The sequence below is a fragment of the Paraburkholderia rhizosphaerae genome (assembly GCF_004366595.1).
GTDB lineage: Bacteria > Pseudomonadota > Gammaproteobacteria > Burkholderiales > Burkholderiaceae > Paraburkholderia > Paraburkholderia rhizosphaerae.
In genome coordinates this window covers 317856-332071 of record NZ_SORE01000005.1, presented here as the reverse complement: position 1 = coordinate 332071, position 14216 = coordinate 317856, and the positions used below count along the sequence as shown (strand labels likewise).

Below are 14216 nucleotides of genomic sequence, written 5' to 3'. Positions count from 1 at the left end.
ACAGATGGTGAAGACAGGAGTCCAACAACAACCCGAGATCGTTGCATTTGGCGAAGCAATGGTCGAATTCAGCCAGTGCTCGGTCGGCGGATCGGATTATCTTCAGGGATTCGGCGGCGACACATCGAATTTTTGTATCGCGGCCGCGCGCCAGGGCGCGAGGACCGGCTTTATCTCCGCGGTGGGCGGCGACCGGTTTGGACGTCTGCTTCTCGAGCTATGGCAGCGGGAAAACGTCGATACGTCCGCTGTGCGTATCGATGAAGCAGCGCATACCGGCGTGTATTTCGTTTCACACGGACCGGGCGGACATCAGTTCGAGTATCTGCGTGCGCATTCCGCCGCAAGCCGGTACGCCGCGGACGATCTTCCGCTCGATACGCTCGCGGCGGCTTCGGTATTGCACCTATCCGGCGTGAGTCTTGCAATCGGAACGACGGCCTGTGACGCGGCATTCGGCGCAATCGCGCATGCGCGCAAACACGGTGTGCAGCTGTCGTTCGACACGAACCTGCGGCTCAAGCTCTGGCCGCTTGCGCGCGCACGCGCGACGATGCTCGAGGTCATCCGCCAGACCGACATCTGTCTGCCGAGTTGGGACGATGTGACCGCGCTGACGGGGCTCGACACTCGCGATGCAATCGTCGACTTCCTGCTTGAACGCGGGCCGCGGATCGTGGCACTCAAGCTCGGAACCGAAGGGGTCTATATTGCAACGCCCGAGCGTCGGCAACAGGTGCCTGCGCATCCGGTGAGCGCAATCGACGCAACCGGTGCGGGTGACTGCTTTGGCGGAGCCTTCGTCGCGCGACTTTGTGCCGGTGATGACCCGTTCTCCGCCGCCCGTTACGCAAATGTTGCGGCTGCCCTGTCCACGCTCGGTTTTGGAGCGGTCGCGCCGATCCCCACACGCGCAGCAGTTGAGCAGATCCTGAGCGGAACGTCAGTGGTTAGCTAAAGGCCGCGCATGTGAATCGTCGGGCTCGGCGCCCGACGGCGCACCGCTCCTCTCAGGTGTCACAATTTGTCGCGGCCCTCACCATTTCAACGCGCATCTCCCAATCTGCCGCATAGCATTACCGAATAAAGTCGCAATAGAAGAGACGAATTGATGCAATACGCTTTAATGCACGCCTTTTTCTTCCATCATTTCCGATGAATCGATTGAATTAAACGCCATTTCACTTATCCTGTTTCAATAGTCGTGTGATGGTCCAAACCTGCAGTCCTCTTGTCGGAGGTCACGCACAATGAGTCCCTTCATCATCACCCTGCTTGTGCTGCTTGGCATCGGGTTGATACTCGCGCTGTGGCTCATGGGCATCTACAACGGATTGGTGGTCGCACGGAACCGCTTTGCAAATGCCTTCGCGCAGATCGACGTGCAGCTCAAACGCCGCTACGAACTGATTCCGAACCTGGTCGAAGCGGTCAAGGGCTACATGAGCCACGAGAGGGAGACGCTCGACGCTGTCATCAAGGCCCGTCATAGCGCGATGGCGGCCGAGCAGAAAGCCGCCGCCAACCCGAGCGACCCAGCGGCCGTGAGGGAGCTTAACCAGGCCGAGGCCCAGCTGGGCGGCACCCTCGGCCGGCTGTTTGCGCTGTCCGAGGCATACCCGGACCTCAAGGCCAGCCAGAACATGCTCGCCCTGCAGGAGGATCTGACCTCAACCGAGAACAAGATCGCCTTTGCCCGGCAAGCCTTCAACGACGCCGCCACCGAGTACAACATCCGGCGCGAGGTCTTCCCGGCTGTCACGGTAGCCGGCATGTTCGGGTTCAAGGAGGCGGCGCTACTCGAAACCGCGGAGGGCGAGCGCGCGGCGCCCAAGGTGTCGTTTGGGTAATGCGAATCGCCGCGGCTCTGTGTGCTTGATGCTCCCAAAGCCGCTCTGACCATGGCCACCAATTTCTTTCAGCAGCAGGATTCTGCCCGACGCAAGACCTCCCAGCTGGTGGTCTATTTCGTCCTGGCCATCGTAATTCTGATCGCGCTCGTGTACGGGCTGCTGGTGGCGCTCAGCATGTATGGCAGCCACGAGCCCGTGTCCTGGTGGCAGCCGGAACTGCTCCTGATTGCGGCGCCGGGGGTAGGCATTGTGGTCGGCGGTGCCAGCGCGTTCAAGGTGGCCCAGCTCGCTTCTGGCGGGCAGGCCGTTGCGCTGATGCTGGGCGGCAAGGAGGTGCCAGGCACGACCACCGACGCGCGGCAGAAGCGGTTGCTCAACGTCGTCGAGGAGATGGCGCTCGCCGCAGGCGTGCCGGTGCCCCCCGTTTATGTTTTGAATGAGCCCGGAATCAATGCCTTCGCGGCCGGCTACGCCCCGGGCGATGCCGTGATCGCCGTCTCAGAGGGTTGCCTCAACTACCTGAGCCGAGACGAACTGCAGGGTGTGGTGGCGCACGAATTCAGCCACGTCCTCAACGGGGACATGCGCCTCAACATCCGGCTGATCGGCCTGGTCTTCGGAATCATGGCGTTGTCCATCATCGGACGCAGCCTCATGTTCGCATCCCGCGCACGCTCGCCCGGACGGCGGGACTCCCAGGGCGGCGTGATGCTGCTCGGCCTGGGCGTGCTTGTGCTGGGCCTGGTGGGAGCGTTCTTCGGACGGCTGATCATGGCAGCGGTCTCCCGGCAGCGCGAATACCTGGCCGACGCCAGCGCGGTCCAGTTTACGCGCAACCCCGACGGCATTGGCGGAGCGCTCAAGAAGATCGGCGGGCTGGCCGAAGGGTCGCGCATCGGCAACCCCCAAGCTGTCGAGGCGGCTCACATGTTCTTCGCTAACGCCTTCGCCAGCGGTGGGCTCGCCGGACTGCTGGCCACCCACCCGCCCCTCGTCGAGCGCATCCGCCGACTCGATCCGCAGTTCGACGGCCAATTCCCGGAGGTGCGGCCAGTCGGTGTCGATCGGGAAGAACTTGAAGGCGCCCGCCGCGGCCGCACCCCGCCGCTCGCCGGGGTTCCGACGATACCGGGGCTGCCGCAGGTGCCAGTGCCGGTCTTGGGGTTCGCCAACGAAGTCGTGTCCCGGGTCGGCCACGTCGATCCTGACGTGATCAGTTACGCCCAAGGGTTGAACGACGGCATGCCCGATGTCCTCCGGGCCGCCGCCCAGGAGCCGTTCAGCGCTCGCGCGCTGGTCTATGCCCTTCTCATGGACCCACGGGCAGACCTGCGGGAACGCCAGCTGACCGCGCTGAAGGCCGGCGCTGACCCGCGGGACTTCGCCGAAACCTCGCGGCTGGTCGCCGCTGCCCACGCCCTGGCGGACACACATCGGTTGCCGCTCCTTGACCTGGCCTTGCCAGCCCTGCGGCAGATGTCGCCGCAGCAACACCGGGCGTTCCGCGCCCAGGTCGAAGTGCTTATCAGCGCCGACCAGCAGCTGAGCCTGTTCGAGTACACGCTCCGCTGTGTGCTGCATCGCCATCTCGATGCCCAGTTCCTGCGTCAGCGTCAGACGCGATCCGTACACAGCTCAGCGCAAAAACTGGTGCAGCCGGTCGCGACGGTGTTGGCGCTAGTGGCCTGGGAAGGCCACCCGGAACCCGATCATGCTACCCAGGCCTTCGATACGGGCATGCGCAGCTACATGGGCGACCAGCACAGCCACCGCTTGCCGCCCCGTGTGGAATGCTCGCTCGCCGCGTTCGACGCGGCACTGCAGGTGCTCAACGAGGCCGTCCCGCCCATCAAGCTCAGGATCGTCGTCGCGTGTGCGGCCTGCATTGTGGCGGACCAGCAGGTCACGCTCCGCGAAGCGGAGCTGATTCGGGCCATTTGCGATACGCTCGACTGCCCGCTACCGCCGCTCACGGTGGGAAAAGCGAAAGGACTATGAACGACATCGCCGCCGGGCGATCTCTGCCCAATGCTACGAGCAGAAGAGACTTTGTTGCCTGGCGCGGACAGGACGATCGCGCATGCCCGTTAGCTGGGGGTTGCTGATCGGGTTCGACGGTTCGAGGTCGAGGTGTCCGCCCCCGGCCCCGAGCCACTGCCGTCAATCCAGGATCACGTGCCGTTGGGCGCCCAGATGGGCGACACCGCACTCCAGTACATCGCCGGGCTTCATGAACCGGTCTTTGCCGAATCCCACTCCCGGCGGCGTCCCAGTCGCGAGGATGTCGCCTGGCAGCAGCGTCATATGCGTCGAAAAGTAGGCAAGCATTTCACCAATCGAGAACAGCATGTCGCTTGTGTTGCCATGCTGCTCGAGTTGGCCGTTCAGCTTCGTCCACAGATCAAGGTTCGCCCCATCGACACCGGTTGTCAGCAATGGACCGATCGGCGAGTAGCCAGGACGCGACTTGGCGCGCACCAGATGCTGCCGGCCCTCCGCGTCGACCTGGGTTGTGCGGTCCGAGATGTCGTTGATACAGACATAGCCGAAGATGTAGTCGGCCGCGTCGGCCGCTGCGATGTCCCGGGCTTCGCGCCCCACGACGATCGCCAGTTCCACTTCCCAATCCAGTTTCGTGCCGGGGCTCGGACCGCGCGAGATTGGGTCGTTCGGGCCGGCAAGCGAGGTCATCGCCTTCAGAAAGACTTCCGGTTCGGTCGGCGGCTTCATCTTGAACTCTTCGATGTGCTTCCTGTAATTGAAGCCGGTCGCGGCGACCTGACGGACGCCTTCGATCGGCGCGAGATAGGTATGTTCGCCGCGCAACGGATGGAGCGCAGTCGTATCGACCCGGTTCAGAACGCCACTCGCGATGGCTTGCGGTGTGATGTCCGCCACGACCGGACGCAGATCCAGATGCTCGCCACCGACGATGATGACGGGAACGGCGCTGCCGTTTACGAGGACTCGGGCAAACTGTTGCATATCAACTCTCCTTGAATTTGCGGCAAACGCGTCATCTGTATCGCGCGCGTCCGCCGTTCGATGGACACCTTCCGCAATCGCGGAATGGACGTGTTTCGTTTCGCGTCTGACTACAGAGTAGAGATTGGATGCATAATCGTCCAAGACGCGTTTCCTACACTTTCCATAAGTTTTTCTTATAGACAATGCTGCTTCGCCATCTCCGCTATCTGACCGCGGTCGTCGACCACGGGAGCTTTACCCGGGCAGCCCAGGCGCTGCATGTGTCGCAGCCGGCGCTGTCACAGCAGATCAAGGAACTCGAGGATCGCCTGGGCGCGCAATTGCTTGACCGAAGCGGGCGCCAGGTGCGCCCTACGGACAGGGGGGCCATGTACCTTCGTTATGTCCGGCGCATTCAGGAAGAACTGGATGAAGCCGCTCGCGCGGTGAAGGATGTCGAGGACCTCTCGATCGGATCGCTGCGGCTTGGTGTGACGCCGACCGTGGCGAACTATCTGATCGGCCCGTTGGTGCAGCGCTTCAGATCGAGGTACCCGGGAATCTCGCTGTCGGTTCGCGTCGCGTCGCAGCAGGAAGAAATCGAACCCGCGCTTCGGGACGACGAACTGGACCTGGGCATTGGGTTTGGCGACATGCCCGTAGAGGACATCGAAGTGACGCCGCTGCATAAGGAGCGGCTTGCGTTGATCGCCGGCGCGGGTCGCTGGCCCGCGCGCAAGACGGTCGTGACGCGAGCCGAGCTTCTAGCGACGCCGCTGGCATTGCTGGACGCATCCTTTTCGATCCGCAGGAGCGTCGATCGCTATTTCGCAAAAATGCGCGCACGTCCCGCTATCGTGGTCGAGGCGAACTCCATCACAGTACTGATCGAGATTGTTCGTCAGACAGACGTGGCGACTATCTTGCCGGCAAATGTCGCGGGGCCCGGTTTGAGCACGGCGAAATTCCAGCCGGAACTCGAACTCAGGCCCGCCGCCTTGCTTCAACGACGCAACGCTTACCGCTCTGCCGCAACGCAAGCGTTTGTCGCAATGGCGCTGGAGGCGACGGCATCGTTCGTGGAGGTGAATAAATAGGAGGTCGCGTCCGCGTCGAGCCGTCAAGCCGGCCAGGAACCCGGCAACAGGCGATGCACCGTCGTGCCTTCGCGTCGCGTCGAGATGCGCACGTGCCCGTCGGCATCGACGGGCAACGCGCCAGTGCGCACATCGTCAGGATTGCCACTCACCAGCGCGACCGAGCAATGCTAGATCTGCTGCTGACCGCCGTCGACGAACAACTCGATGCCATTCACGAAGCTCGCGTCGTCCGACGCGAGGAACAGCGCCGCGCTCGCGATCTCGCCGGGTTCGCCCAGGCGCCCCATTGGAATCAGGCTGGCCAGGTAATCGGCGAGACCTTGCCGCTCGCCGGCGTCCGGACCGGCGAGATCGAGCAGACCAGGCGTGCGGGTCGCGCCCGGGCTGATCGTGTTCACGCGAATGCGGCGGTCCTTCAGGTCGAGAATCCAGCTACGTGCGAAGGAGCGCACCGCGGCCTTCGAAGCCGAATACACGCTGAATGCAGCCGTGCCCGCGCTGCCTGCCGTCGAGCCGGCGAGAATCACCGACGCACCGACGGCCAGCAGCGGTAGCGCCTTTTGCACGGTGAACAGCACGCCCTTCACGTTGCGATTGAAGGTGTCATCGAAATGTTCTTCAGTGATGCTGCCAAACGGCAACAACGAACCGCCGCCGGCATTTGCAAACAGCACGTCGAGGCGACCCCGTTCTTCCTTGATCTGCGCATACAGCGCATCGAGCTCACTGAGCTTCGTGGAATCGACGCGTACACCCGTCGCGTTGCCGCCGGCTTCGCGGATGCTCTTCACCGCGGCATCTAGCTCAGCCTGACGGCGCCCGGTGAGGTAGACATGTGCGCCTTCTGCCGCGAAGCGCTGCGCGGTCGCGAGGCCGATGCCGCTGGTTGCGCCGGTCACGAGTGCGATCTTGTTATCGAGTGTGCGTGCCATGGTGCTTCTCCTTTCTGGGTGTGTCCGCGTTCGGTATTGGGTACTGCGATGTAAGGAGAATATCGACGCCTCTATCTTTTCGAAATAGAATTGATCGCAAACTAACGTTGCAAAAATGCAAAGATGAGGAAAAATGGCGAAGCTGCCTGACTTCGAAGGGCTCGCGATGTTCGCAAAGGTCGCCGAGGAAGGATCGTTTGCGGCCGCGGCGCGCGTGATGGGAGTATCCGTTGCGACGGTCTCGCGCGGCGTCGCCCGCCTCGAGGACCGGCTGGGCGCGCGGCTCTTCAACCGCACGTCGCGCCAACTGTCGCTCACCGAGTTCGGCCGGACAATCTGCGAGAAGGCCGGCGCGATTTATCGTCAGGCCGAAGAAGCGGAAAGTGCCGCGCGCGAGATGTCGGTACAGCCGCGTGGGCTGGTGCGCCTCGCCGTGCCGATGTCGTTCGGGCTGCGCTGGGTCGCGCCGCTATTGCCCGGCTTCTTCCGCGCGTACCCGCAGGTGTCGATCGACCTGCACCTGTCGGATGCATCAGTCGACCTGGTGGCCGAGGGTTTTGACGCCGCGCTGCGTATCGCCGCGCTGCCGGATTCGTCGCTCGTGGCACGACGGCTGTGCGCGGTCACGCAATACGTGGTCGCGTCGCCGCAATACCTGCAGCGCGAAGGGCGCCCTACGCATCCACGCGATCTGGTGGAGCGACCATGCCTCTCGTACGCGTATCGCGCGCGCAGCGACGTGTGGCGCTTCACGAACGACGCGGGGCATGAGGAGCCGGTCATGCCGACCGGTCCGCTACGCGTGACGAATTCCGATGCGCTGTTGCCCATGCTGCTCGATGGCCTGGCGATCGCGGAGCTTCCCGAGTTCATCGCCGGCGAATATCTGGCCGATGGCCGTCTCGAAGCGATTCTCACCGACTGGTCGCTGACGAAGGGTGGCCTCTACTTCGTCACGCCGTCGGCGCGCGCGCGTCCTGCGAAAGTTGCCGCGCTGTCCGACTACTTTGCCGAACACCTCTCCGAGCCGAGCTGGCGATGGCCAAAATGATAGCGGTTGCGAAAACACATATAGGGCTTTTAACTTCCTGAACAGCCACGGATCCGCGAGATCAACTCTCATACAGCCACCCGATTTCCTTCGGAAAACCCGAAGGTTTTATCACTAGTGGGCTGGCTCCACACACTGGAACGAAGCTGCTGAATTGACGTCGCCGCCCTTGTATTGAGGCCATTCCGGATAGTCGCATAACGGTCGAGTGCGGCCAGGCACGCCGGCCGTGTCGGTGGTCACCTGTCCGACGGGCGCCACTCCCGCTTCCGCCCATTGCTCGAGGGCCGTCAGCGAATCCCAGGTGGCATTGAAGACACTGCTCGACGCATGACCCATGCCGGGGATCTCGTAGTAGCGCACGAACGTGTTGACCTGATCGACGCCCATCTGCGCTTGAAGCCGTTGGTAATACTGCTCTGTCGCGCGAGTGCTCACCAGCACGTCGACCAATCCATGTACCAGCAGCAGCTTCCCGCCACGCGCCTTGAAAGCAGAGATGTCCGTGCGCGTATCGAGTTGCGAACTAAGCGCACTGATGCGGTCGGCCCAAACACCCGGTTGCTCCGGGTCGAGCGACAGCGAATCGAAGTTGGCGTCGCGCGCGACCGAATACTTGAGCCACTGGTCGGTCAGCACGCTGATGTAGGGCGCCGTCGCTGGCATGGTCTGAGCCGGCTGTGAGCTACCGAGTGCGAGGAACGTGACGACCGGCTCCACCGGTGAAGTGCGCGTCGAGATACCTAGATCCGCGCCCCAAACGTTGTAGCCAGGATATTGCGTCTCGCCGCTCGCGAGGGAAAAGCGGAAGTTGGTGGGCGTATTGATCGTTTCCAACGCCCCGATTTGGGCATCGGACAAACAATTGTCGCCGGTGTCCGCACCGTTGGCGCAGCGCAGCGGAGCGCCATTCAGGACGGCCGTTGCCGGATCGAACTGCGCATTGCATTGTTGCTGGTTGCTGATCAAACCGTCAGCAACACCATCGAGCGCGTCGCAGGCTTCCATCGCAGCGTCGTACAGCGATGCTCGCTTGCCCACGGAAAGATAAGCTCCCGGCTGCGCGAGCGCCCGGCTCATGCGGTGACCGCCGAGCAACGCTGCCGCATCGTCCCAGGCCGGATACCACGCGATGGCGCCGTCCCAGTCCGACGGCCAGCGCTGAATCGCGGCAAGCGCTTCGCGGCCGCCCGTCGATCCCCCGGCAAAATAGGCCTTGCCCGGCGTACTTGCGTAGCGCGCCTTGATGATCGCGAGCGCCGCGTCGTGCGTCTTCTTCAGCGCATCGCCGCCAAAATTCGCCAACGCTTCGTCATTCAATCCGAAGCGCCCGTCCTGCGACCCCAGTGCATTAGCCTGATGGCCCGAGTCGCTCGCGAACGTCGCGTAGCCGCGACCAAGCGGCGTGAGTTTGTCGACCGGACCGTTCGGCACGTTCCCTGTCACATCAGGGATGCTTCCATCGAAGCCACCGCCACCGAACATCACGACCTTCCGGTTCCATTGCGCAGGCAGCGCAACCTCGAACTTGATAGCCGGCGCCGACGGATCGACGGGGGCAATCTGCCCCGTCACCGCGCAGTATTCAGGCAATTGAGCAGCGCCTGCTCCGCTGGCAGCGACAGTTTTCGCCGCGGTGACCGTCGCTCCGGACGTGGGCAACCCGATCGTCGAAGCGGGCACTGCCATGCCCGCGAGCTGTTCACAGGCGACGCCTGCCACCGCCGGTGAAGCAGCGCCGTCGCCATCCCTGCCGCCGCAACCCGCGAGGATCAAAACGATCGCGAGGCAGGCCACGCGCGCGACCTTCCGACGACCGCGATGTATCACTGTCATGATGTCTCCGTTGTTCGTTTTAGCGGAATTCCACCGGCTTTTCGACGAGATGCCAGGACACGACGCCCTTCTAGAGGTGTTCGACGTTGCCGTCGACGCTAATGGCCTGTCCTGAGATGTGCTGACCCGCCGGCGATGCAAGGAACAGAGTCATGTCCGCGATATCGTCGACGGTGACCATCCGGCGCAGCGAAATCTTGCGAAGGTATTCGTCCTTCATCGCGTCGAAGGTGACACCTGTCGATGCGGCGCGCGCGGCAATCACGCGGTCCATACGCTCCCCCTGCACGACGCCGGGCAGGATCGCGTTGACGCGAATGTTGGCGGGTCCGAGTTCGATCGCAAGCGACTTCACAAGCCCGACAATCGCCCACTTGGTGGCGGCATACGGCGTGCGAAACGCGTAGCCGAGGCGACCGGCGACTGACGACATCGCAACGATGCTGGCGCAATCCGACGTTTCCTTCTGTATCGGAACAGCCCTGCGCAGAAAGTAGTATTGGCTGTTGAGGTTCGTCGAGATGGTACGGTCCCACTCATCGGGGTTGATTGCTTCAACTTCGCCCGTGGGCCCGGCGATGCCGGCGTTGTTGACGAGGACATCGAGTCCGCCAAGCCTTGTGCGGGCGTCTTCGATAACGTCGTCGACCTGTTGGCGGTTACCCACGTCGGCAACGCCGGCGTGAAGTTTCGGGTTCTTCTCTTTCGCACGCGCGATGGCTGACGGGTCGACGTCGCAGATATAGACGTTCGCGTCCGCCTCGAGAAACGCCTCTGCAATCGCGGCTCCGATACCGGACGCCGCACCCGACACCAATACGCGCAGCCCTGGTCGCGGCTTCAGGCGTTCAAGAATATTCATATCGTTTCGTGATCAGGTAATCGGCCAGAAATCCCGTGGAAGTCCAACCCGAACGTACTGCACGGATCAGCCCGGCGAATCGGCCTTCGACGTTTTCAGATGCGCTGCGGCGCCATGTCCGGCGCCGGGCCGCTCTTCAGCGCGAATAGCCCTCGCGAGAAGCGGCACGAGACACAAGCCGATGACCGACGCCGCGACAATCACGTTAAAGCCCGAGTCGCTTCTTTTGCTTAGCGTCTCTGTCAGCCCGAAGAGATAAGGACCTGCAAAGCCGCCCAACAATCCGACCGTGTTGATGAAGGCGAGACCGGCAGCGGCCTGGACACCCTGGAGGCGCTTCATCGCAACGGCCCAGTACGACGGCAATATGCCGCCCGCGAAGAAGCCGGTCGCGCCGAGAAGAATGATTTGAACCGTCTGGTTTCCCGTCGCGATGAACGCGCAACCGCTGACTACCAGACCCGCGGTCAGGCTGCCAAGAAATGCGCAGTCGTTGCTCACGCGACGATGAATGCGCGGAAGCGCAAGCACACCGACCAGGAAGCCAAACCCGACGCTGCTCGACAGCAGCCCGACGAGCAGTGGCGACGTCACATGCATCTGGCCAACGATGGCCGGCGTGAAGAAGTACAGGCCAACGAATGCCACCTGATTCAGGAAGTAAATCAGGCTGATAAGGATGGTGGTGCGCCGCTTGATCGCAGCGAGCCAGTCTGTCGAGAAGCGTTCCGCGTGACCGTGGACATTGACGACTGCGTGCGTTTCGAGGGCTTGCGCTTCCTGCGCCGTTAGCCATCTGACGGAAGTCGGCCGGTCGGGAAGCTTGAAGTAAATAACAATGCCCGCGACGATGGTCGGCACACCCTCCAGCAGAAACATCCATTGCCATCCGTGCAGGCCCCCAACGCCACCCAGTTGCATCAGTGCCGCGCCAAGCGGATTGCCGATGATCAGTGCGACAGACGGCGCGGTATAAATCCAGCCGACAGCGACAGCACGATCTTTCGGCGCGAACCATAGGGTCACCATGTACATCAGCGCCGGGAAGAGCCCCGCCTCGGCGACCCCGAGGAGAACGCGAAGGATGTAGAAGGACCACTCCCCTTGCACGAACATCATCGCCGTCGACAACACCCCCCAGCTCACCGCAATGCGTGCGATCCATCTGCGTGGTCCGACGCGATGCGTTGCAAGATTGCTGGGCACTTCGAGAAGCGCGTAGCCGATAAAGAAAATACCCGCCCCGAGCCCATACGCAGCGGCACTGATACCCAGGTCCGCGGCCAGAGCGGTCTTGGCAAGCGCGACATTCGTGCGGTCGATAAACGACAGGAAATAGATCGCGCACATCAATGGGATAAGCCTGACCATCGCCTTGCGCGTGGCAAGTCGATGAATGACGCCCATGCCTTCATCAACGGTAGTGGCATTCATAAACTCTCCGGATGTTCTCGCTCACAACGAAACGTTGTCGCGCCCCTTCAGCCCGAGCATGTCGCGAGCGTCCGCGGGCGTCGCGATCTCGAACGACAGCTCGTCAAGAATCCGGCGAATCTTGCGGACCTGTTCGGCGTTCGTCTTCGCTTTGACGCCCTTCGACAGGTAGACGCTATCTTCCAGTCCGACGCGCACGTTGCCGCCCATGATCGCGCCCATCGTCACGAGTGACATCTGATGGCGACCGGCGCCGAGCACGGAGAACTGATAGCGATCGCGGCCAAACAGACGGTCGGCCGTCGCGCGCATCACATTGAGATTCTCCGGGTCCGCGCCTATTCCGCCGAGAATGCCGACCACCGATTGGATAAAGAACGGCGGCTTGACCAGTCCGATGTCGACGAAATACGCGAGGTTGTAGAGGTGCCCGACGTCGTAGCACTCGAACTCGAAGCGAGTGCCGTAGTCGCGGAACTCAGTCAGGATGTTTTTGATGTCGCGAAAGGTGTTGCGGAAGATCATGTCCTCCATGCCTTCGACGTATGCCTTCTCCCAATCGAATCGCCACGACGGCATCCTGGCCGCGATGGGGTGCAACGAAAAATTCATCGAGCCCATGTTGAGCGAGCACATCTCGGGCTTCGCGATGCGCGCATAGGCCAGTCGTTCTTCAAGCGTCATGCGCGTACTGCCGCCGGTCGAGATATTGATGACCGCGTCGGTCTGCGCTGCGATTGCCGGCACGAACTGCCTGAACACTTCCGGAGAGGGCGTCGGCCGACCATCGTCGGGATCGCGTGCATGCAGATGCAGGATTGCCGCGCCGGCCTGCGCCGCTTCAATCGCCTGCGCTTCGATGTCCGCGGGATTGAACGGCAGATACTCCGACATCGACGGGACATGCGCGGATCCGGTTACCGCACACGTGATGATGACCTTACGATTTGTGTCGGTCATTTTTTGAGCGCGCTGTGAAAGCGTCCATGTCTGTCTCCGATATGTTTTGCGGGCTGCTGTTCGGCACACGGCCCGCATCTTGTTGTACCGATGATAGTTAGATACGATTTGCCCGGTAAGGTCTATTCCGGACAGAGTGGTGTCCCTGGAGGACATCGTGAGGAGGCAAGTTGTCTTCGAAACTTCCGCTACTTAACGAGCGCATTTACGCGCCGTATAAAATCGCGGCACTGGTTGAAGTCCTCGCGGAACAAGGCATTAGCGCGGAGGAGAGCCTGCAGGGAAGTGGCGTTGCGCCCAGCCAGATCTACGATGCCGCGTGCCTGACGTCGGTACGTCAATACGCCGCTGTCTGCCGCAATGCCGTCAATCTCTCCTTGAGTCCCGCCACGCCTTTCAGAACCGGTTCGCGCCTCCACCTGGCTGCGTACGGTATGTATGGGTACGCGCTGATGTCGTGCCTCTCGCTGCGCGACTACTTCAGGCTTGGCGTGAAATATCATCGTCTCGCAACGCCGACGCTGACGATCGAATGGACCGAGTATCCGGACCGCTCCGTCTGGACGTTTCCGGATGCGTTCGCGTCGAACCTGCCCCGCGACGTACAGCAGTTTTTGCTCGAGCAGCAATACACGCAGCACGTCACCCACCTGCAAGACGTTGCAGGAAGAAGCTGCCCACCTGTGAAGGCACGCTTCTCGTATCCAGCGCCACCTCACGCGAGCATTTATCCGGAGTATCTCGGCTGCCCGTGTGAATTCGACGCGCAACAGAGCGAGCTGATCTATGACAGCGCGATACTCGAATTCAGCCCGCAGCTCGCGCACCGACACTCGGCGGCACTGCTTCAGGAAACATGCGACCGCCTGATCGGGCAAGCCAAAACATCGTTCGGTGTGTCGGGCGAGGTTTATCAGGAGTTGATGCGCAAACCCGGCGAGTTTCCGGACATGGAAACCGTGGCCGCCGTCCTGAAGATGACCAGCAGAACGCTACGCCGGCGGCTCGACGCGGAAGGCACGTCTTATCTGGCTATCGTCGACGATGTGCGCTGCTCGTTGGCAACCGAATACCTGAAGACGACGAAAATGAGCATCGAAGATGTCGCTATGCTAGTGGGCTTTAGCGACGCGGCGAATTTCCGCAGAGCGCTGAAACGATGGACAGGAAAGGGGCCGGGCGGAATCCGGCACAAATGATACATACGTACTGTGCAGCGAG

Annotated in this window: 12 protein-coding genes; 6 read left to right on the top strand and 6 right to left on the bottom strand. The window is 62.1% G+C overall.

The annotated features are described in order from the left end of the window. Positions 1-4: 4 nt before the first annotated feature. The 3 genes from BX592_RS09160 (at position 5) to BX592_RS09150 (ending at position 3851) form a co-directional block, all read left to right on the top strand. On the top strand, positions 5-958 hold the full coding sequence (locus BX592_RS09160) for a sugar kinase (RefSeq protein WP_134191332.1): 954 nt from the start codon (positions 5-7) through the stop codon (positions 956-958). A gap of 292 nt (positions 959-1250) precedes the next feature. Continuing rightward, on the top strand, positions 1251-1850 hold the full coding sequence (locus tag BX592_RS09155; protein ID WP_134191331.1) for a LemA family protein: 600 nt from the start codon (positions 1251-1253) through the stop codon (positions 1848-1850). Positions 1851-1901: 51 nt separating this feature from the next. After that, positions 1902-3851, top strand: a complete 1950-nt coding sequence (locus BX592_RS09150) for a M48 family metallopeptidase (protein WP_134191330.1) — start codon at positions 1902-1904, stop codon at positions 3849-3851. A gap of 162 nt (positions 3852-4013) precedes the next feature. Here the strand turns inward: BX592_RS09150 and BX592_RS09145 are convergent, their stop codons facing one another. Further along, positions 4014-4838, bottom strand: a complete 825-nt coding sequence (locus tag BX592_RS09145) for a fumarylacetoacetate hydrolase family protein (protein ID WP_134191329.1) — start codon at positions 4836-4838, stop codon at positions 4014-4016. A gap of 185 nt (positions 4839-5023) precedes the next feature. Here BX592_RS09145 and cynR point away from each other — a divergent pair, with 185 nt between their 5' ends. Then, positions 5024-5917 carry a transcriptional regulator CynR gene (gene cynR, locus BX592_RS09140; RefSeq protein WP_134191328.1) on the top strand — a complete coding sequence of 298 codons (894 nt, stop codon included), beginning with the start codon at positions 5024-5026 and terminating at the stop codon, positions 5915-5917. Positions 5918-6087: 170 nt separating this feature from the next. Here cynR and BX592_RS09135 read toward each other — a convergent pair whose 3' ends face one another. After that, positions 6088-6852, bottom strand: a complete 765-nt coding sequence (locus tag BX592_RS09135; protein ID WP_134191327.1) for an SDR family NAD(P)-dependent oxidoreductase — start codon at positions 6850-6852, stop codon at positions 6088-6090. Positions 6853-6985: 133 nt separating this feature from the next. On the opposite strand from BX592_RS09135, the gene BX592_RS09130 reads away from it, so the two are divergent. After that, on the top strand, positions 6986-7903 hold the full coding sequence (locus BX592_RS09130; protein ID WP_134191326.1) for a LysR family transcriptional regulator: 918 nt from the start codon (positions 6986-6988) through the stop codon (positions 7901-7903). Between the two features lie 114 nt (positions 7904-8017). Here the strand turns inward: BX592_RS09130 and BX592_RS09125 are convergent, their stop codons facing one another. The 4 genes from BX592_RS09125 to kce all read right to left on the bottom strand — a co-directional run bounded on the left by BX592_RS09125 (position 8018) and on the right by kce (position 12995). Further along, a complete protein-coding gene (locus BX592_RS09125; protein ID WP_134191403.1) occupies positions 8018-9739 on the bottom strand; it encodes a tannase/feruloyl esterase family alpha/beta hydrolase in 1722 nt (573 codons plus the stop codon). A gap of 70 nt (positions 9740-9809) precedes the next feature. Continuing rightward, positions 9810-10601 carry an SDR family oxidoreductase gene (locus tag BX592_RS09120; RefSeq protein ID WP_134191325.1) on the bottom strand — a complete coding sequence of 264 codons (792 nt, stop codon included), beginning with the start codon at positions 10599-10601 and terminating at the stop codon, positions 9810-9812. A gap of 66 nt (positions 10602-10667) precedes the next feature. Then, positions 10668-12035 (bottom strand): MFS transporter, encoded by a 1368-nt coding sequence (locus BX592_RS09115; protein ID WP_134191324.1) that lies wholly within the window; start codon positions 12033-12035, stop codon positions 10668-10670. 21 nt (positions 12036-12056) lie between these two features. Next, positions 12057-12995: a 3,5-dioxohexanoate:acetyl-CoA acetone transferase gene (gene kce / locus BX592_RS09110; protein WP_134191323.1), complete on the bottom strand. Its 939-nt coding sequence runs from the start codon at positions 12993-12995 to the stop codon at positions 12057-12059. A 170-nt stretch (positions 12996-13165) separates the two neighbouring features. On the opposite strand from kce, the gene BX592_RS09105 reads away from it, so the two are divergent. Then, positions 13166-14194 (top strand): AraC family transcriptional regulator, encoded by a 1029-nt coding sequence (locus BX592_RS09105; protein WP_134191322.1) that lies wholly within the window; start codon positions 13166-13168, stop codon positions 14192-14194. The last annotated feature ends 22 nt before the right edge of the window (positions 14195-14216 follow it).